13 protein-coding genes are annotated in these 19,842 nt (G+C 53.6%); 10 read left to right on the top strand and 3 right to left on the bottom strand.

Annotated elements, in window-relative coordinates:
• Window positions 1-100: 100 nt before the first annotated feature.
• The 3 genes from rpe to A3709_RS09975 are packed head-to-tail and all read right to left on the bottom strand — an operon-like array spanning window position 101 to window position 2,535.
• Window positions 101-769 carry a ribulose-phosphate 3-epimerase gene (rpe, locus tag A3709_RS09985; RefSeq protein ID WP_066053788.1) on the bottom strand — a complete coding sequence of 223 codons (669 nt, stop codon included), beginning with the start codon at window positions 767-769 and terminating at the stop codon, window positions 101-103.
• Window positions 770-793: 24 nt separating this feature from the next.
• A complete protein-coding gene (gene murU, locus A3709_RS09980; RefSeq protein ID WP_369795146.1) occupies window positions 794-1,492 on the bottom strand; it encodes an N-acetylmuramate alpha-1-phosphate uridylyltransferase MurU in 699 nt (232 codons plus the stop codon).
• Between the two features lie 5 nt (window positions 1,493-1,497).
• Window positions 1,498-2,535 (bottom strand): aminoglycoside phosphotransferase family protein, encoded by a 1,038-nt coding sequence (locus tag A3709_RS09975; RefSeq protein WP_082850040.1) that lies wholly within the window; start codon window positions 2,533-2,535, stop codon window positions 1,498-1,500.
• 98 nt (window positions 2,536-2,633) lie between these two features.
• On the opposite strand from A3709_RS09975, the gene A3709_RS09970 reads away from it, so the two are divergent.
• From A3709_RS09970 to A3709_RS09915, 10 genes are all read left to right on the top strand, one after another.
• The gene (locus tag A3709_RS09970; RefSeq protein WP_082850039.1) at window positions 2,634-5,078 is read left to right on the top strand and encodes an LPS-assembly protein LptD; all 2,445 of its coding nucleotides are present in this window, start codon (window positions 2,634-2,636) and stop codon (window positions 5,076-5,078) included.
• On the top strand, window positions 5,068-6,348 hold the full coding sequence (locus tag A3709_RS09965; RefSeq protein WP_066053784.1) for a peptidylprolyl isomerase: 1,281 nt from the start codon (window positions 5,068-5,070) through the stop codon (window positions 6,346-6,348). Before A3709_RS09970 ends, A3709_RS09965 begins: the two co-directional genes overlap by 11 nt.
• A 39-nt stretch (window positions 6,349-6,387) precedes the next feature.
• The gene (pdxA, locus tag A3709_RS09960) at window positions 6,388-7,374 is read left to right on the top strand and encodes a 4-hydroxythreonine-4-phosphate dehydrogenase PdxA (RefSeq protein ID WP_066053782.1); all 987 of its coding nucleotides are present in this window, start codon (window positions 6,388-6,390) and stop codon (window positions 7,372-7,374) included.
• Between the two features lie 1,894 nt (window positions 7,375-9,268).
• The gene (locus A3709_RS09950; RefSeq protein ID WP_066053778.1) at window positions 9,269-10,531 is read left to right on the top strand and encodes a hypothetical protein; all 1,263 of its coding nucleotides are present in this window, start codon (window positions 9,269-9,271) and stop codon (window positions 10,529-10,531) included.
• The gene (locus tag A3709_RS09945; protein WP_066053775.1) at window positions 10,528-11,940 is read left to right on the top strand and encodes a hypothetical protein; all 1,413 of its coding nucleotides are present in this window, start codon (window positions 10,528-10,530) and stop codon (window positions 11,938-11,940) included. Before A3709_RS09950 ends, A3709_RS09945 begins: the two co-directional genes overlap by 4 nt.
• 822 nt (window positions 11,941-12,762) lie before the next feature.
• Window positions 12,763-13,113, top strand: a complete 351-nt coding sequence (locus A3709_RS09940; RefSeq protein ID WP_156507653.1) for a hypothetical protein — start codon at window positions 12,763-12,765, stop codon at window positions 13,111-13,113.
• A 519-nt stretch (window positions 13,114-13,632) separates the two neighbouring features.
• Entirely contained in the window at window positions 13,633-14,505 is an 873-nt protein-coding gene (locus A3709_RS09930) for a hypothetical protein (RefSeq protein ID WP_066053767.1), read from the top strand.
• Complete coding sequence (locus A3709_RS09925; RefSeq protein ID WP_066053764.1) at window positions 14,502-16,160, top strand: WcbI family polysaccharide biosynthesis putative acetyltransferase; 1,659 nt, start codon at window positions 14,502-14,504, stop codon at window positions 16,158-16,160. The genes A3709_RS09930 and A3709_RS09925 overlap by 4 nt, the downstream gene beginning before the upstream one ends.
• A gap of 78 nt (window positions 16,161-16,238) precedes the next feature.
• Entirely contained in the window at window positions 16,239-18,773 is a 2,535-nt protein-coding gene (locus A3709_RS09920) for a glycosyltransferase (RefSeq protein WP_066053763.1), read from the top strand.
• Window positions 18,752-19,840 (top strand): FkbM family methyltransferase, encoded by a 1,089-nt coding sequence (locus A3709_RS09915; RefSeq protein WP_082850038.1) that lies wholly within the window; start codon window positions 18,752-18,754, stop codon window positions 19,838-19,840. The genes A3709_RS09920 and A3709_RS09915 overlap by 22 nt, the downstream gene beginning before the upstream one ends.
• The last annotated feature ends 2 nt before the right edge of the window (window positions 19,841-19,842 follow it).

Here is a 19,842-nt window from a genome sequence, read left to right as displayed (position 1 = left end):
ATCTCCGGATAAGTGGAGCAGCTATTGTACATGGCCGCTTAGTGATCGCAACCGGGGAGATTAGCAGCGGCCGCCCCCTGCCGGTGCGGCTTCACCGTACTTAGACTTTAGCCAACTCCGCCCGCATTTCAGCAATCACTGCAGCGTAATCGGGCTGGTTAAAGATGGCGGAACCCGCCACAAAGGTGTCCGCGCCTGCAGCGGCGATCTCGCGAATATTCTTGGCCGACACACCGCCGTCAATCTCGAGGCGAATGTCGTGGCCAGAGGCGTCAATCAGCGCCCGCGCCTCGCGCAACTTGTCGAGGGTACCCGGGATGAACGACTGACCACCAAAGCCGGGGTTGACCGACATAAGGAGAATCATGTCGACCTTGTCCATCACGTACTTAAGCGCATCCAGGCCCATGGCGGGGTTGAATACCAGGCCCGATTTACAGCCTGCGTCGCGAATCATCTGCAGGGAGCGATCCACGTGGGTGGAGGCGTCCGGGTGAAAGGTGATGTAGGTTGCGCCCGCCTCGGCGAAATCGCCAATGAGGCGATCGACCGGCTGCACCATCAAATGCACATCAATGGGTGCCGTCACACCGTGGTTGCGCAGGGCCTTGCAAACCATCGGGCCGATCGTGAGATTCGGCACATAGTGATTGTCCATCACATCAAAGTGCACCACGTCGGCACCGGCGGCGAGGGCATTCTCGACCTCCTCTCCGAGCCGGGCAAAATCGGCAGAGAGAATAGAGGGGGCGATCAGGTAATCAGCCATGGGAAGCTCCTTCAAATAGTGGCGCTATTCTACCTGTTCCTGCGCCGAACGCACCCTCGCTGTGACCAGCGTATCGAGTTCTGCCAGACGCTCGGGGGTACCCACATCAACCCATTCACCGGGGTAGTACTCTCCGCCCAGGGAACCGGCGGCTATCGCCGCATCCAGCAGCGGCCGCAGGGCCAGGCGGCCCGGTGCCAGGTCAGCAAAGAAGGCCGGGTTAAATAGGGCCACGCCTGCGTAGGTATGACCGGGGCGACTGCCCACTCGCTTGCTGACCCGCCCCGCCTCATCCAGGCAAAAATCACCTAGGGGATGATGTTCGGGGTTATCGACCATAACCAGATGCGCCTGTTCCCAGGGTGCCAGGGTGTATTCGCGCAGGCGCTCAAAGGGGTAATCGGTCCAGACATCGCCATTGATGACCATAAACGGCGCGCCTGCCAACAGCGGCAGGGCCTGCTGAATACCGCCGGCGGTCTCCAGCGGCTGCACCTCACGCGAGTACTTTACGTTTACACCAAAGGCCCGGCCATCGCCGAAGTAGTGTTCGATCTGCTCGCCAAGGTGCGCCACATTGATCACGATATCAACCACCCCCAGCGCTGCGAGGCGGCGCAGGTGATGTTCCATCAGCGGCGTATTCGCCACCCGCAACAGCGGCTTGGGCGTGTGCTCAGTCAAGGGGCGCATGCGCTCGCCGAAGCCGGCGGCCAGGATCATGGCCTTCACAGTGCACTGCCCCAGGGCTGCTGGCGAACGGCGGCCATGACATCCGATTCAAACCAGGCTGCCGCCTCGCTTATCGGACCCGGCGTCTCGCCATAACGCGCCAGCATTTCGCGAACATAGCTGACCACCAGTGGCAGGTCATCTAGGTAAGCGGTCTTGCCGTCGCGCAAATACAGGCGCGCGAATGTGCCCAACACCTTGATGTGTCGCTGCAGCCCCATGAGATCAAACCAGCGCAGAAACTGCGGCGGCGACACGCCAACAAGCTCGCCCGCCTGCTGGGCCTGGGCAAGATACTCGAGGGCCCAGGCCTCGACTTTGTCCGCGGGCCAACGCACATAGCAATCGCGCAGCAAGGACACCAGGTCATAACAGGCGGGGCCGACGACGGCATCCTGGAAGTCAATAAGCGCCAGCGCCTCGGAGGGCAGGATCATCAGATTGCGGCTGTGAAAATCGCGATGCACCAACACCCGGGGCTGCTCCAGCGCACTTTCAATCAGTATCGCTTCCAGGTGTTGCCAGCTCGGCGGCGGTGAGGCCAGACCGAGCATTTGTCCGACAAACCACTCGGGAAACCGGCTCAGCTCTTCGCTGAACAGCGCATGGTCATATTTGGGCCAGGTCGGATCATCCGGCAACAGGCGTCCGAACTGGCGCAACATCTGGAAAGCCTGGCCATACCGAGACGCCACCGAGTCCTCATTGAGCTCCGCCAGCAACTGCCGATCGCCCAGATCTTCCAGCAGCCAGTACCCGCACTCGAGATCAGATGCCAGCACCGCCGGCACACGCACATTGCCCGCGGCCAACAGTTGCTGCACGCCCAGGAACTCGCGATTTTTCTCGGTAGCAGGCGGTGCATCGACAACAATATAGCCGGCCTGGCCGCACTCGAGGCGATAGTAGCGGCGCGCACTGGCGTCGCCGGTCAGAGGCGCGAATGCCACCTCGGTCGAAGGCGCTGGACCCTCGCCTCGACGCGTTAACTCACTCAGGGCCCAGGGTTGCAGATCGGTCGGCGTTGGCCGCATAGTCGGGGAGTCTCCACACTCACAATTTTGCCGGACAAGCGGCAGGGGATGCTTTAGAATTCGCCATTCACTTAACGCCCGATCCAGAACAAGTAACTATGATCGACAGCCCCACTGGGCCCCCGACACCCAAAAGCCCTATCAGCCTGGCTGTGCTGCTCGTAACACTCGGACTGAGTGCAAACTCTAGCGCACAGGATAACAGCGGCTGGGTCTGCGAAGCCAATGCCGAGGGCGTGCTAAGCGAATGTCGACTCGACCCACAGGCGAGCCCCGCGCGGCTTGACTGGGTGCACCGGCGCCAGGTGCCCGCTGAACAGATCGACGAGCAATGCCTGCGTTGTGACGGCAGCTATATAGACCCACTGGGGCACCTCGATCGCAGCGAATCACCGGAACTTTCAGACATTCATGCCTCTGCCGGCAGCACCGCTATTCAGGGCAATACCATTACCCTCTCGGACCGGGTTGAGGTCCGCCAGGGCTATCGCCACCTGAGCGCCGACAGCGCCACGCTCGACCGGACCGAGAACGAAGCGCAATTACAAGGCAATATCGAGCTGCGCGAACCCGGCCTGCTGCTGCGCGGCCAGAGTGCCTGGTTCGATTCCGATACAGGTGAGGCCAAACTCCGCTACAGCGAATACGTGCTGCACCAACAGCGCCTGCAGGGCATGGCCCAGGAGATCGACCGGGACAGCGAGGGCATTTTGCATATTCACGGTGGCCAGCTGTCTTTCTGTCCTCCCGGCGAGGAAGACTGGCTGATTCGCGCCGACGAGTTGGAACTGGATACCGAGGAAGGTCTGGGCGTCGCCCGTGGTGCCCGCATCGACGTCGCGGGTGTGCCGGTGTTTTACAGCCCCTGGGTGCAGTTCCCGATCGATGACCGACGCCGCACCGGCCTGCTGTGGCCCGACATTGGCAGCGACACCAAGGGTGGCCTGGACGTCTCGGTACCGGTGTACTTTAACCTCGCCCCCGATTACGACCTGCTCTATTCCCCGCGCTATATTCAGGAGCGCGGCGTCAACCACGAGGCCAAGGCCCGCTACCTCAGCCCGATTGTCGGCAGCTGGACCGTGGGTGGCGCGTGGATGAACGACGACAAGCGCTATGAAGATGAACAGCCAGAGGAGCGCAACCACGACCGCTGGCTCGGCGTGGTGAAACACAACGGCCTGTTCAACCAGCGCTGGCGCTCACGCGTGGACTACAGCCGCGCCAGTGACGTCGACTATATGAAGGACCTGGAAACCTCCAGCCTCGACGCCAAGCGCCGCACCGCCCTGCTCCAGTTGGGCTCGCTCGACTACCTGGGTGACAAATGGATGGCCAACCTGGAAGTGCAGCAGTTCCAGAGCCTGGCGGACGACATTAACAACGACTACAAGAAGCTGCCACAGATCACCGGCCGCTACAGGCCTTCCGGCGAGCCCTTCAAAATTGACCCGATTCTGCTGGCACAGTACTCCAGCTTTGACACCGATGATGAGCGCGTAACCGGTAACCGACTCTACACCGAGGCCGGCGCGTCATATCCCATGCAATGGCAATACGGCTTCCTGAACTCCAGCGCCAAATACCGCTATCTGCACTACGACCTCAATGAACACCCGGACTTCGAGGAAAATAACCCCACCTCGGGCGCTGCCACCGCAACCATCGACGGCGGCCTGTTCTTCGATCGCAGCACCAACATCGCCGGCCGGGGCCTTTTGCAAACTCTGGAGCCGCGGGTTTACTACCTGTACAGCGAGTATGACGACCAGACGGACCAGCCCGATTTCGACAGCGCCGAGCTCACCTTCAGCTACAACCAGCTGTTCCGGGGCACGCGCTTTTCAGGCCGCGACCGGATCGACGACGCAAACCAGCTGTCGCTGGGCCTGACCACCCGCTTTATTGACGACACCGACGGCCGCGAGGAATTCAGCGCCAGTATTGGCCAGATTTTCTATTTCCGCGATCGCGAGGTGCGACTAGACCCTCGCGACGAACCCCTGAAGACCGGCGGCTCCGAGGTGGCGGGCGAACTGACGTTCTACCCCAACGAGCGCCTGAGCCTGCGCACCAGCCTGGTGTACGACCCCTATACCGATTCGATGAATTCCGGCAGCTTCCAGACGACCTACGACCCGGGCGATGGCAGCCTGTACAACGTCGGCTACTCCTATCGTCGCCCGCTGACGACCACGTCCAACACCACACCCACCGAGCAGGCCCACTTCTCTTTCTACCTGCCGGCAGGCCGTAACTGGCGGGTATTTGCAGGAATTAACTATTCGGTGGAAGCCCACACCAGCGTGGAAGATATGTTCGGAGTGGAATATGATAGTTGCTGCTGGATGGTGCGCCTGCTGCACCTGCGCTACTACGATACCGACTCCGGCCAGAGAACGACCGATTTCGACGACCCGACGCTCACGCGGGAACATTCCACCCAATTCCAGATCGTACTCAAGGGCATGGGCGGCTTTGGCAGCCGGGCAAATAGCATCATGAAAGATATGATTCGAGGTTTTAACGACAGTGAATATTAAGAACACCCTGCTGGGCGCCAGCCTCGCCGCCCTGACACTGGGCGCAAGTGCCCTGCAAGCCGAAACCCAGATGCTCGACCAGGTGGTGGCCATCGTCGATGACGACGTCATCATGGCCAGCGAACTGCGCGAACGCATTGGTGACATCAAGACCAGCATGGCATCCCGCGGCGGCGAAATGCCCCCGGAAGACGAGCTGGTACGCGAAACCCTCGATCGCCTTATCCTGGAGAGTATCCAGGTTCAAAAAGGCGCTCGCGTGGGTGTGCGCATCTCCGACGCCCAGCTCAACCAGGCGGTGCAGCGCATCGCGGCCCAGAACGGCCTGAGCCTCGAGCAGTTCCTCGGTGTTCTGGAAGCAGATGGCCAGTCCTATGCGGCCCTACGCGATCAGATCAGGAAGGAGATGATCATCTCCCGGGTGCAGCAGGGTAATGTTAACCAACGCATTGAGATCACCGATCAGGAAGTAGACAACTTTCTGGAAACCGAAGAAGGACAGAAGCTGACGCAGCCTGAGTACCAGGTACTGCACGCCCTGGTAGCAATATCGCCAGATGCCCCGGCTGACGAAGTGGTACGTGCCGAGGCCTACGTGAACAAGGTGCTCGCCGACATTCGCAGTGGTACGCCCTTTGATCAGGCGGTCAGCGCACCCGGCACCTACAACTTCAGCGGCGGCAATCTCGGCTGGCGCCCGGCAGAAGATCTGCCCTCGCTGTTTGCCGATGTCGCCCCCACACTCAAAAAAGGCGAAACCTCAGATCCGATTCGCTCTGACAGCGGCTTTCACCTGATCAACATGGCCGACAGCCGCGGCACCGAGCAGATGATGGTCTCGCAGACCAAGGCCCGTCACATTCTGGTCAAGCCCTCCGAGATCATGACCGACGACGAGGCCAAACAGCTGGTGACAGAACTCAAGGGCCGCGCTGAAGGCGGCGAAGACTTTGCCGACCTCGCACGTGAGTACTCCGAAGACATCGGCTCCGCCCAGGAGGGCGGCGAGCTGGGCTGGACCAGCCCCGGCCAGATGGTGCCCGAGTTTGAGAACGAGATGAACATCACCGCAATCGGTGACATCTCCAGCCCGGTACGCAGCCAGTTCGGCTGGCACATTATCGAGGTGGAAGATCGCCGCGACGAAGATATGACCAGCATGGCCATCCGTAATCGCGCCAAAAACTACCTGCACAACCGCAAGTACCAGGAAGAACTGGACGCCTGGCTGCGCCAGATTCGCGATGAGGCGTTTGTCGACATCAAGTAACGGCGCCGTCCGCCGTTACGCCATCGGGGCATAGCCCGTTTGACGCCAAGAATCGCCATTACCACCGGTGAACCTGCGGGGATTGGTCCGGATATTACCCTGGCTGTTGCCCAGCGGGCCTGGGATGCTGAACTGGTCGCCATCGGCGACCCGGACCTACTCCAGGCCAGGGCCTCACAACTGGGCCTGGGCATCCAGATTCAACCCTTTGACCCAGGCGCCACGGCTGAGCCAGCTGCGCCCGGGCGATTATTGGTCGCCCCCATCAGCGTGGCAAATACTGTGCATGCGGGGCAACTGGACCCCGCAAATGCCCACTATGTACTGGAGACACTGCAGCACGGCATTGCCGGCTGCACCGCAGGCACCTATGCCGCCATGGTCACCGCGCCCGTGCAGAAGTCGGTCATTAACGACGCCGGCGTGGCCTTCTCCGGCCACACCGAGCTGCTAGCCGAACTGACTGACACCCCTCGCGTCGTCATGATGCTGGCTACTCGTGAGTTGCGCGTGGCCCTGGCGACCACCCACCTGCCGCTGCGGGATGTGCCCGATGCGATTACGCCGGCACTGCTCGAGGAGACCCTGACCATCCTCCACACCGACTTGCGGGATAAGTTTGGAATCGAGAGGCCACGCATTGCCGTCCTTGGGCTTAACCCCCACGCCGGTGAAAGTGGCCATCTGGGCAGCGAAGAAATCGACACAATTATCCCGACCCTGGAGACATTGCGAGCGCGGGGAATAAACCTGCAGGGGCCACTGCCAGCCGATACCGCGTTTAACCCCAAAGTGCTGGACGAGTGCGATGCGGTATACGCCATGTACCACGACCAGGGCTTACCCACCCTCAAATATGCGGGCTTTGGCGAAGCGGTCAATATCACCCTGGGACTGCCCATCATCCGGACCTCGGTTGATCACGGCACGGCCTTGGATCTGGCCGGTAGTGGCGAGGCCGACGCGGGCAGCCTGGCTGCCGCTCTCAACGCCGCGATCGCCATGGCATCAGCCAACAGTCAGTAAACACTCCGCCGGTTTACACCCCTCTCGCACAACCCTAAAATTACGCTTTGTTTTCGCTAACCCAAGAGTCCCCCAATGTCTGAGCAAACTTCCGCCCCTTCCGGCCTCTACGCATTCGCCGAATGTGAAGTCGTCGATATGCAAAACGGGGCTGTACTGCTCATCGACCGGCACGGTGATGGCCAGTTAATGGTAGCGCCTACCGTAGCCCAGGCCATGCAAATGTGCCGGGAGTTCCGTACGCTGGATCACCATGCCCGTGTACTCACCAATGCTATTCCCGAACTCAAGGGCCAGCAGGCGGACGTGATGAACGTGTTAGGCATGCTCCAGAGTGCCGGTCTGCTGGTCAGCGCCGAAAGCGTGTGCGAGCGGCTGAATGCGCCTGTGCCACCCGCCGTGGATCTGCCGGCGACCCGTGCCTTTATCATTNCCTGTGATCGACCAGCTGCGGTGAAACGCCTGCTGGAATCCATGCNCCACGCCGGCAATCTGACCCGCCACGAGGCCCTGTTCCTGATCGACGATTCCCGCGACCCGGAAAACGCACGCCTGAATCGCGAGGCCGTGGAAGACTTTAACATCACCTGTCCGAAGGAAATTCAGTATATCGGCGCTGCAGAAGCAAAGGCCCTGATGAATGGACTGATCGCGGCACTGCCTCAGCATGAGGCCGCCATCCGGTTCCTGGTAGATCGCGAACAATGGGCATCAGACAAAACTTACGGGCTGGCGCGCAACCTTTGCCTGTTGCTCTCCATGGGGCGTCGCGCGATCGTAATGGACGACGATATCATCTGCGCGGCAATCAATGCCCCCCACACACGCCCGGGCCTACACTTCGGCCACACACCGCGCGAAGTAGACATCTACACCGATCAGCAGGAAATGCTGGGGCGCACCCAGAGAGCAGATTTTGATCCACTGAGCGGCCACGCCCAGTGCCTGGGCCTGACCATGGGCCAGGCGATTACCAAGCTAAACGGCAAGGCCATCACTCCAGCCGATCTGGAAGGCGCCAACGCCGCCTATGTCAGCCTGTGGTCAGCAGAATCTCCCGTGCTCGTGACACAGACCGGTACCATGGGTGACCCTGGCACGCCGGGTACCGAATGGCTGCTCACGCTCGATCCGGCTTCCACCAAACGACTACAGCAATTCAACGGTGGGATCGCCGGCGCCCTCGCTTCGCGCCACTACTGGCTCGGGCAACCGCAGCCCCTTTTCACCAAACTCTCTGTGATCTCGCAGATGACCGGCCTGGACAACAGCCAGCTGCTGCCGCCCTACTTCCCTGCGCACCGCGGCGAAGACTATCTGTTTGGCGCGATGACGGAATACCTGCACCCCCACGCTGCGGTGCTCGACTACGCATGGGCCGTTCCCCACCTCCCTATGGAGCCGCGCCCGGGCAACCCTGAACCGGCGCCGATTACCGGCAAAGGCAAAGCCAGCGTGAACAAGTACATTACTGATCGTACCCGCTATGAACCGGGTGTATCCGCCCAGACCCGCCTGGCATCATTGGCAGCCATGACCGCTGAACTGGGCGAGGCAGATGATCGCAGCCTGACCACGATCTATCGGAAAGAGGTGGCTGAGAACCAAGGAGCGGAATTAAGCCGTCTGTCGCGGCATCTTCAGGATGGCACCATTCGAGAACCTTCCTGGCAGGACTGGTTACAGCGCAGCGCCAATAGCGTTGCGGCACAGGTGCAGCAGCCCGCCGCGCTGGGGGACTTCAAGGACCTGGCGATTGCCCCGGAACAACTGCTACCCCGCTTCAAGGACTACTGCAGCTCGTTCGCTCAGGCATTGAACGCTTGGAGTGACATTCGAGAGGAGGCTGCCAAGCAAGCCGACCAATGGGTATCAGCACCGTAGACCGCTGGCGATGACCTCCACACACACTCCCGCCATTTCCACTCCCGCTAGTGCGCAGACAATCAGCAACCGCGCATTTGCGGTGGAGTTTGGCTGGGCGTTGTTGGCACTCACCCTGAGTGCGCTGATCGTTATCGGCACTTATGTCAGCCTGTCGCCACTACTGGATCGCTTTGAGCAGGAGGCGACCCGAGACAATATTCGCCCCTGGTCCTTTGTGGGTACCGACCTAGTACCGCGCATGGGCAAAGCCCTTCCACAAGACAAAGCGCTGCGCATTACCGAACTTGCCAGCGGCGTTGACGAGCGCGCCATTTTCAGCCGCCGGACCCGGCTGCAGGCAGCGGACTACCCCTTTCTGGAAACTACGATTGCCGACCGTCACCCCGGTGCGCACATGTACTTTATCTGGCGCACCGCAAGGGCGCCCGAGGAGGTTTTCTACCTGCCCATTTACTGGACGAACGACAAGCCGCAGCTCAAGCTGCTGGCCAAGCACGAAGAGTGGCGCGGCACCATTACCGAAATCGGTATTGATGTGTATGGCGAGCTTCGCGGCCAGGGCCCACTGGTCAGCGCACTGACCTTACAACCGAACTCTGCTCCGCATTTACTGCGCGCCATCTGGGCTGAGTGGACCGCCTTCCGGGTATGGACCCAGAAATCAGCCCACCACCTGAAAGGCACACCACCACGCCAAACCCAGTCTGTCACCGCAGCCATGGCCGCTTGGGCTGGCACCGCTGTTCTGCTTTTGGTGCTGCTGGGCTTCGCACGCCACCGCCACAGCCCTGTGGCCTGCGCGGCTGCAGTGTTGATTCCGTGGCTGGCACTCGATCTTCTCTGGCAAAAGAACCTCAACACGCAACTGGATGAAACGCGCTACCTGTTTGCAGGTAAAACTCAGCACGAGAAGCACCTGGCTGACCGTGAGCACGAGTTGTACAGTTATGGCCTGCATTTGAAAGTAAATGTGCTGCCGACTCCGGGCGTAAGAATTTTCCTGCTCAACAAAGGACCAATACGCGACTACCGCCGTCTGCGCATGCAGTACTACCTGCTGCCGCACAATGTGTTCAATTTCGGCTGGTACCCCAGGCCAGACAAACTACAGGATGGCGACTATCTATTGGTACTGGATGAAGTAAAGGGGCTCAGATTCAACGCCGACCACAGTGAACTGCGGTGGCCCAAAAATAAATCCATCCCGGTCGAGCTTGTGGATGAGGGTGAATTCGCTCAACTATACCGCTACAGAGGTGAGGGATCATGACAGCGACGGTAGCCCTGCTACTTCCCTGGCTGGCCGGCGCGGTATGGACATACTGGCTGGTGTCACGCAATGAGCGTTGGAACTGGGCCATTGTGGCCGGGCATGGCTATGTGCTCGGCCTGTTCATCATGACGCTGTGCATCAGGATGTGGGACGCTGCCGGCCTGCAGCTACAGTTTGGAGGAATAGCTGGCTTGCTAGCTGGTGTCACTTTGCTTGGCGCCGCGCTGATCAAGCTGCAACCCGGGCAGCCAGCCGCTGCTGCCCCCTCACCCACCATGCCAGCCTGGAAAAAGGCGATTATTGCTGTGCTGCTTGGACTCATAGCTTATCGCTATTTCACCATTTTCCAGGAAATCATGCTCCGGCCGCTGTTCCCCTGGGATGCCTGGATGAACTGGGCGCCAAAAGCCATCGTGTGGTTTGAGCACAAATCCATGGTGCCCTTCGCTGCGCAGCAGGTTTGGCTAAACGCCCCCGCTAGTGAACTGGTCCATATTGAAGGTGCCAAGAATGCCTGGAGGTATCCCATCGGCGTACCACTGGTGCAACTGTGGGGAATGCTGGCTCTGGGCACCAATGACAGCACACTAATATATTTGCCCTGGGGCATGATTGCGCTGGCGATGGGGCTGGCGCTCTATGGTCACCTCAAATTACTGGGGCATAGCACATTGATTGCAGTCGTTGCCGGCTATTTGCTGCTCAGCATGCCCTTCATCAATGTGCATTCGGCGCTGGCAGGATATGCTGACTTATGGGTGGGGGTGGCCTATGGAATGGGAATTCTCACAATTATGGAATGGAATGCCTCGAGATCGTGGCCCTATGCGATACTTGCAGTTCTGATGGCGCTGTTCTGTGCCCTACTCAAGACTCCAGGAATAATCATGGGAGGCTTTATTGTCGCAATACTCGCCACTACATTTTTTCTCGTCAGCCGCACAGTTATGATCGGGCTCTTCGTAATGCTCACGCTGACAATTACGTATGCCTTCATTTTCGGAATCCACCTGAATCTGCAAGGCATAGGCGATATTTCAATCAGCACAAACATCATAGCGCTGCCATTTATTGGTAGCTTCCCGCTCCAATTTCACGACGTTAGCATCGCAATGACAAATACTATGCTATTTATGATTAACTGGAACATAATATGGTATTTTTTTGCGCTAGCACTGCTGATCTCGATTTTCAAACAACCGGCGGTGATGCTATACAGCATTGAACTTAGAGCGACCTCCGTCACGCTTGGGTTTATTTTTTTCGTCTACTACTTCACCGGGAGGTATGAATTCGCCAATGACTACACTCAGGTAAATAGAGCACTGATATACGCGATATTGCCCGTACTGCTACTGATACTTCAAGTGCCAGGAGTAGCGCAGTGCAGAGACCTGAAAGCTTGAGCAATAGCAGAACGCTATAGCTGCGCATTGGCTCCCACGAGACGGGCTCCTCATCAATACAAAACTGCCTGTATGAATCCAGCGATCAATTGTCCAAAGCTGGGATCACCTTATTCTGCCAAGACCCGGACGGAACGGAGCGCACCACCGGCGTCGCCATTACATGGATAAGATTCCTGCTAAATCCCATTAGCAGAATTGAGGGATGAGCGCGCCCGGGTTTTGCCAAAAGGTTTGCCAGATTGGATGGCGACGTGGTTATTTCGGCTGAGACTTTTCCCTGTATATTCGACAGAAAATGCATGTTCAAACTATAAGACTAGCTGGATAAATATTTCAGCTAGATCAAGGTCATTTCCTATATAGGGCGACAGGATCAACAAGCGATATCGCAGTAGCAACAGGCTGCAAATTACTCCGGGCTTGTAGCATCGTGCTTTTATGGATTAGGGAACCAAGCCTTGCTTGTGTACCGCCCACATTTGAAAAGTATCTGAACTACAACCAAAGGCAAGGGCATTGGGCTGACGCATTTGGTGACGACAATATCTCAATAGGGGCGTTCGAAAAGAACTTTCACCACCAATGATGTGGTCGAAAATTTCTCCACACCACAGGGCGTCCATGGCCAGGCAAGTCTAAAACTAAGAATGAATCCGCAGGAAAGATCCGCACCAAAGTTGGCAGGCTGCTTAGCTTATCTGGTTTTTCCGAAGGCAGCTGGGACCAATTGGCGAATCACTTTCCTAAATCACAAAAACGCTACCGAGTAGAGACCAAGCAAGCGTTTTTTATGCCAATTTCATCAATAGCAATAAGCAATTGAATTCACGTTTCACGATCAGATCAAAAGGCGCGCCTTTTAGCTCAGACTTCGATTCCTATCCTACAATCGCTAATGAAAAATCGAATGAAGAGTCCGCAAATGCTGCCATCACGGGTATGCTACAGGGAGTAAGAGAAATGAAAGAGATCCCAGATAGTGAACTCGAGCTCATTGGACTAGCCGCTGCGGAGTTGTTCGAAAGTGACCCAGAATTGAGTCAAGAATTGGCCAATTTAAGTGAGAAATATCAGAATCGCGAGCCCCAACTGCACGCGGAAAATTCGTTGCGAGCGACGCTGAAATGTACAATCAGAAAAAAGTTCCGATTTTTTGAGAGGAAACCATGAAGAAGCGGTTGACACTCCATATCGGTGACTTCAATACAGGCTCGACAGCCCTGCAAACATTCCTCAGTGAAAATCGAGACAAACTCTACCAACGAGGCATTAACTACCCTTCCTCGGCAAGGCCACGGAGCAAGCCTATCAGCTATGGAGTCCTTTCGCTTAGCATCCTAGACGAATTTGGTGAGCACACGCCCGAGTGGTACAGCCGCGGCATAACTCCAGCTTCAGTCATCCGCGAATTTATGGCTGAGATTTGCACCTCTTTCGCAAACACGATTCTCCTGTTATCAGAAGAATTCTTCAGATTTTCGGGATTAAACAATAGACAACGAAGAGCAGCAGCAAAGAATTGAAGACCACTCGATGTGAGACAGGATAAAGAGCGCCTCACAGGCTCACCTTAATGCTCACACATGTAGGCAACATAGCGAGTCTTGTATATGCTACAATTTTTTGTGGACTCGACGCCAAAGTTAAACAAGGCCGCAACATGTTGGCCCACTTAGTGAGCTGAATGAAATGGAACTCAAGAGCCTGGCCACCTCGCTTCACCAATCCCCTACTACGAAGGATATCCCAAGGTTCATCGCTAGAGAAAATATGATGCAACACCCATCAAAACTAATAGCGATTATCGCGACTGAACGCACGGGCACCAACTACTTTTGCGACCTCGTTGGAAAAGGACTGCAGCTAAAGCAGATGTGGGAAATTTTTCACCCAAGCGTGCCGTTTGGGCTCACGCCAGAGGACATTGCTTCGGGGTGCAATATTCCAATAGAGCGAGTACAAAAAATGTCCGACATCGATCGTGCTTCTCTGGTCAGAAAAAACTGTAGGGGCATAGTCACATACCTATCCGGGCACGAAGAAACTTCGCTTTTCAAAATTTTCCCGAATCACCTAAATGCGAAACAGGTACGTAGGCAAATCCTTAAAAACCAGAAGGTTCAGAAAGTTATAATTGACCGCAACGTAATCGACGTTTACGTAAGCGAGCTAAAAGCGGTCCATATCCAGAAATGGGGACACGTAGACACCTCGGAAATCCGCGTCATGATCGACTTCGGCAGATTTAAAAAGTGGCTGCAGGAAAGGCGGAGATGGTATTCCCATGCTCTCGAAATATTGCAGTCCAGCGGACAAGATTATATCTACTACCCGTATTCTAAGATTTCCTCTTTGTCTCCAGAAGACCTTGTGCACGATTTCCATTCCAGTTTGAGCAGTATGGGGATCGAAGTTGAGAGTCGAGAAGGAGAGTTAGAAAATCTTCTGCAAAAGCAAGATCGGTCAAAGTCTTACTCGGAAAAAGTAAAGAATTGGGACGAATTTCAGCGACAAGCAGACCGCATACAGTTTGATCTTAAAGGCTCGTTTCTTAACCAATGAAGATTGCCATATTCGCTAACTGTCAAGCCGAAGCACTAGCAATCCTAGTTGAGGGAATCTATACCCCCCGTTTTGAAGTCATTTTTAGAAAGCCAACTTTCCTATGGGAGGATTGTGACGAAACCGCCGTGAACTCAGCGCTCGCTGACGCTGATATATTGCTATATCAGCCGCATATTGCTCATACCTGGTTACCATCATGGAAGACTAGCGACTACTGGACTAGAACTACCGTGGCGACCCAAGTCATTAGCTTTCCGTCGATTTACTTTTCCGGTTATAGCCCGGAACTCACCTACGTCCGGAAACCCGATGGAAGTCATTTAAATAATGGCCTAAGCGACTATCACGATAAAAGAATAATTTACTGCTACTTAATGGGCCTTCCCGAGTATCAAACAGCAAGACTGCTAGGGGACTTTCAGCTACACAGAGAGACAGTGAAAAGAAATATTGCGCTATCTCTAGAGGAACTCGAACGGCGAGAGAACGAGCAGAACTTAAGTGTAAGGCTGAAGCATTACATCGCAGAGAACTGCTTTCATGATCGCCTTTTTTTCACTTTCAATCATCCGAGCAACAAGATCCTTTATGAAGTTGTAAAACAACTCTTAAGTAAACTTGGTCTTGAACACACACCTATCCCTTCCGTACCCGACGAATTACTCGGATTCGATATTTTCCCACTTCAAAGTGAAGTAAGAGATAGCCTGCAAGCTTGCTCCATACAAAGTGAACATGACTATGTAATACAAGGTAATCCAATGAGCACATTGGAAATCGTTCAACGCTACTACCAAATCTATCGTGATAATCAGCAAATTGTGCAAAATTTTCGCGAAGCTAATGAAGAGATCTTTAAACCAGTAGGTGAGGCCTATCAAAGCATGATGACCGAGAAAGAAGCTAGCGGAACGCAGTTCGAATACGATTCAATGAGCTTTGAACAGGCGTTTTACCACAAAGAGAAAGCACAGGACCGACTTCGAGATCTGACATTGGACGACGTGCATTTCACCTTGACCAAGTGCGACCCGCAAACCCTTTCTTTCTACTCCGATATCGCGTTTCACCTGCGTCGGCTTTACCCTGAAATTGATGGAGGCCTAAAGCGCGTATTAGACGTGGGTTCAAGGACAGGCGCAGGCAGCGCACTGCTTCAAAAAATTCATCATCCAGAGTCCTTCAGTGCAGTGAGAATGCAAGTTGAAGCAATCGACATTGAAGAAAAGTTTGAGCCATACGTTAATGCCTTTTCCCCTGAGATCAATTACACAGTGGGGGATATTTTTGATTTGCCCGCTAACTCTAGAGAAATTGTTATCTGTAGCCATACTATCGAGCATGTTTCTAATCCTGCCGCATTTATAGATAGGCTGTGTGATATTGCCAAAGAGTTCGTCATCATCGCGTGCCCCTTTGAAGAACCTAGCTCAAACCTAATTCCGGGTCACGTTCACAGTATCGATCGCAAATTTATAAGACAGTTTAATCCCGTTTTTCTAGAAATTTATAATAGTATGCACTGGCATCAATCCAAAGCCTGCATTTTCGCAATCAATTGTGGATACAAGAATCCAACTCATCTACGAAGAATAGTGCGTAAAATCAGAAAAAAATTGCGCCCCCTGAAATCCACGTTCAAAAAAAGTTAACCATTTAGAGCGCGCGGTGACGACCGTCGCAAAGAAAATGGAATCGCGGCGAAATATCCTAGGAGTAATTTTTCAACGATGTACAAACGAATAGTTATCATAGACCCAAATCTTAAAGACACGTTTGGGCACAGCTATCGCTATGTGAGGACTCTGGCAGCTAACTATCCGAAATCTGAAATCTTTCTCTCGGCGGGCACCAAGAATCTATCTGACGCAGGAACGGGAGTAAAACTGTTACCAGCCGTGGTTGAAGACATATACGATACGACCAAATTGGAGCGAATCTCATTAAAACATAGAATCCTTCGCCGAGCTGAGCACATATACCAAGCAAACGTGGATGAATTTAATCAAAAATCGAGGCCTGCGAAAGCTGCGATGTTTGTTCTTCGAGCCTGCTTGATGCTATCGAAGCTCACGATTTCGCTATCAGAGTTTTTGGGCAGCTTATTCCGCAGGCACACCAAATTCGATGACGATTTCGCTTCGAGCCTTCACAAAATTCTCGAGCCACTCAGTCTGACTGAACACGACCTCGTAGTTTTTCAAACTATGCTGTGGCCTCAGTTCGACTCTATGATGGAATTGCTTGTTCTGACCGAGAAAAAGCCGTACGAAGCTCATGCATTGTTCGTGGTCCATGATGATGCCAGAACCTATTATTCACATTACAACCAGTTTCCACTGCGAAAGTTTTATCAGCGAGTGCAGGAGAATCTACCCTTTCTTAAAAGCAAAATACTGGTCACAAGCAGCAACTTACAGCGTGTTGCTGACATAGAGTATGGAGCAAGGACGGAAGTCGTTGCCGATGTCAACGATAAAGCCATATTAGCTAATGTCGACCGAAAGAAAGGAGCACAGTCAGGAACGAAGTTGGTTTTTGTTCCTGGAGCATATCGCGGCGACAAGAATTTTTCGTCCGTTCTCGATTATGCGCACCACCTAGATTCTCTGGGAATTCCAGAGCTTTGTTTGATGGTTCACAAAAGCGTTCTCCTTCAGTTAGGCCCGAAGCTCGCGGAGTATTCCTTTGTGACGTATTACGAAACTTTACCGAGCTACGTAGAATATATAACGCTTATTGCTGATGCCGATGTCATATTCATTCCTTATGGCGAAGAGTATATTAATCGAATTTCAGGGATCCTGAACGAGGCGGCGCTTGTTGGTACCCCATGCTTATGCTGGAAGAGGATCGCAGATGCAGTTCACATTAAGGATCCCATTGGCACCTTTGAGAATGTAGAGACTGCCGCAAAAGCAACAGCTCAAATAGTAAATTCATCTTACGATTGCTCAGATTTTTATAATGAAAATTCGAATAGAACAGTTTTCGAGCACCTTGAGTGCGCAGATGGTTGGACTCACTTCAAGAACAAGCCTATAGCAGTACAAAGTAAACCGTCCTGGCTCAGATGTGGAAGTACTTCCATCTTTGAAGCCCAGCTTCAGTCTACTCTGGATAACGACTATTTCGTTATTGAATTATTTATCAATAGTGGTATCCCTTTCTTGGATGACAGTAAGTTATCCCGTTGGAAAGCGGAGGTTCTTAGGAGTAACAGAAAGTATGTAGGTGCCTCAATCGCTCGTGTAATTCCAAAATCACCGAACCTATACGACCTTTTAAGCTATCTTTTACAACGTCGGCGTGAAAGTAGTTTGAAGCAGCGAACGATCAAGCGGGCTTGGGGTAAGATCGACAAACCGCTCGCGAGGTTTTTTAAACAGAATCAAGTTGAGATTGAGATCACAAATCATATTTATAATACGCTCATGATGGAAAAGCTGTTTACCCCAAATAGGCGTATTATCGAGACACATGATGTCCAAGCTAGACAAGAGAAGATCGAACTAGGTAACCAAGTCAGCTATCAGCAGTCATTGATATCTGAACTTCAACTTCTGGAGAGGTTTGACGTTCTGGTAAACCTTAACCACGCGGAGCATTGCTTTTTCAAGAAACTAGTATCGACCGAATCAGTCTTTATTTCGCCCTATATCAACGAAAGTTCGGAAGATACCAGCTACGAAACACTCCATCGCCTCATTAAAAGTGAATCACATGATAAGACTGCTTTATCCCCTGATTTGAAGGAACAATACGACCTCATTTTTGTAGGAGACGGACATCCGGCAAATGTAAACTCACTAAATTGGTTTATTGAAGAGGTCTTCCGTCAGACTGAAAATACCTCTCTACTAGTGGTAGGGTCGATTGGATCTAAACTGGATATATCTTCGGAGTTAAACAAAAGAATACATAGAGTCGGCTATCTGCATAGCCTAGCCAATATCTATGACTTTGCTCTGATCAATATACTTCCAGATATTGATGGCGCGGGCATACCGATCAAGACGCATACAGTAATATCTAAAGAGCTGTGTTTTGCCGCTACTGAGTTCGCTATGCGAGGCTTCGATCTTGATGGCCTATGGAATGTCAGAGGCAAGTCTGTTGCAGAATCTGATTACATGGCAGCAGATATTGTAGCGCTTTTATCGGACCCCGAGGTTTATGAGCAGCGATTAGAGACTTCGAGGAAGCTCAAGGTTCAAATTTCGAAGGAGTCTTACGAGTCAAAATGGTCAAACCTTATCCAATGATTGCTAAACCTGAACAAGGCCTGCTAGTCGATATCGTAAAGCCAGCAGAGTTCCTGTCTTTGTTCGTAGACGAGCGAAATTACCTTGCGTCAGAAGCCGGAATAATTTCTATAAAAGGCTATGCCGTCTTTAGAAAGGATATTATTCAGAGAATATCACTAGTCAATGCTGAAAAAGGCATTGTCTCGAGTGCGGAAGTAAATTTAGAAACGGACTTTATGGCAACTCAATTCCCTGATGAGCCCGGCGCTTCCAAGTCTGGTTTTCTTCTTACACTGCAAGTTGAAGAAATCGCGGAGGAAGGGCTCCGATTGGTCGCATGCGCTGGAGATAGAGAGTTCAACATTGGAACGGTCCGGCCATTCAATGCAATTCCTGGAGGACGCACACCTTATTGCTCAGTAGTGAATTTCGAGGGTGATGGCTCAATTTTTATGGTTTGCGATTCGGAAGACGCCATTCAGGGGGGCTATCACGGATCAGGAAGGTTCTACGAAGAATCTCTGCTCAAATATACTCAAGATTTCGTCCCCAAAGATACGCTTATACTCGATATTGGTGCAAACGTCGGCAACCACACAGTATTCTACGCAAAATATTATGGAGCGAAGGAGGTGATCCCATTCGAGCCAAACCCGGCTGCATACCAAACATTGATCGAGAATTGCAGACTCAACCGGCTGACGAATATTAACCTCGCGTACCTGGGACGGGTTGTCAGCCATCTCGATCTTGAGTATGAGATTTCACATAATCCAGAGGGCAATCTTGGAGGCGTCGCATACTCACCGCGAGAAGGGCAAGGATCTCCGAGCATAAGTATCGATAGAATTCCCATAAGAGATATCGTCGGTCTAATCAAAGTCGATGTTGAGGGAATGGAGTTAGATGTGCTTAAAAGCGCGAAGAAGTTGATTCAACGAGACAGCCCCGTCATCGTCGTGGAAGTGACCGATGCAACAGCAGCAAGTTGCAAAGAATACCTTTCAAGTCTTCATTACAGAATCGACCGCGAATACAAGATGTACATAGGTATCTGGACACTTGTAGCCCTGAAGGAGTGTTAGTA

Source organism: Halioglobus sp. HI00S01 (genome assembly GCF_001635445.1).
Taxonomy (GTDB): domain Bacteria; phylum Pseudomonadota; class Gammaproteobacteria; order Pseudomonadales; family Halieaceae; genus Halioglobus; species Halioglobus japonicus.
Note: the sequence above shows the minus strand (reverse complement) of the source record. Positions and strands in the feature narration are given on the sequence as shown.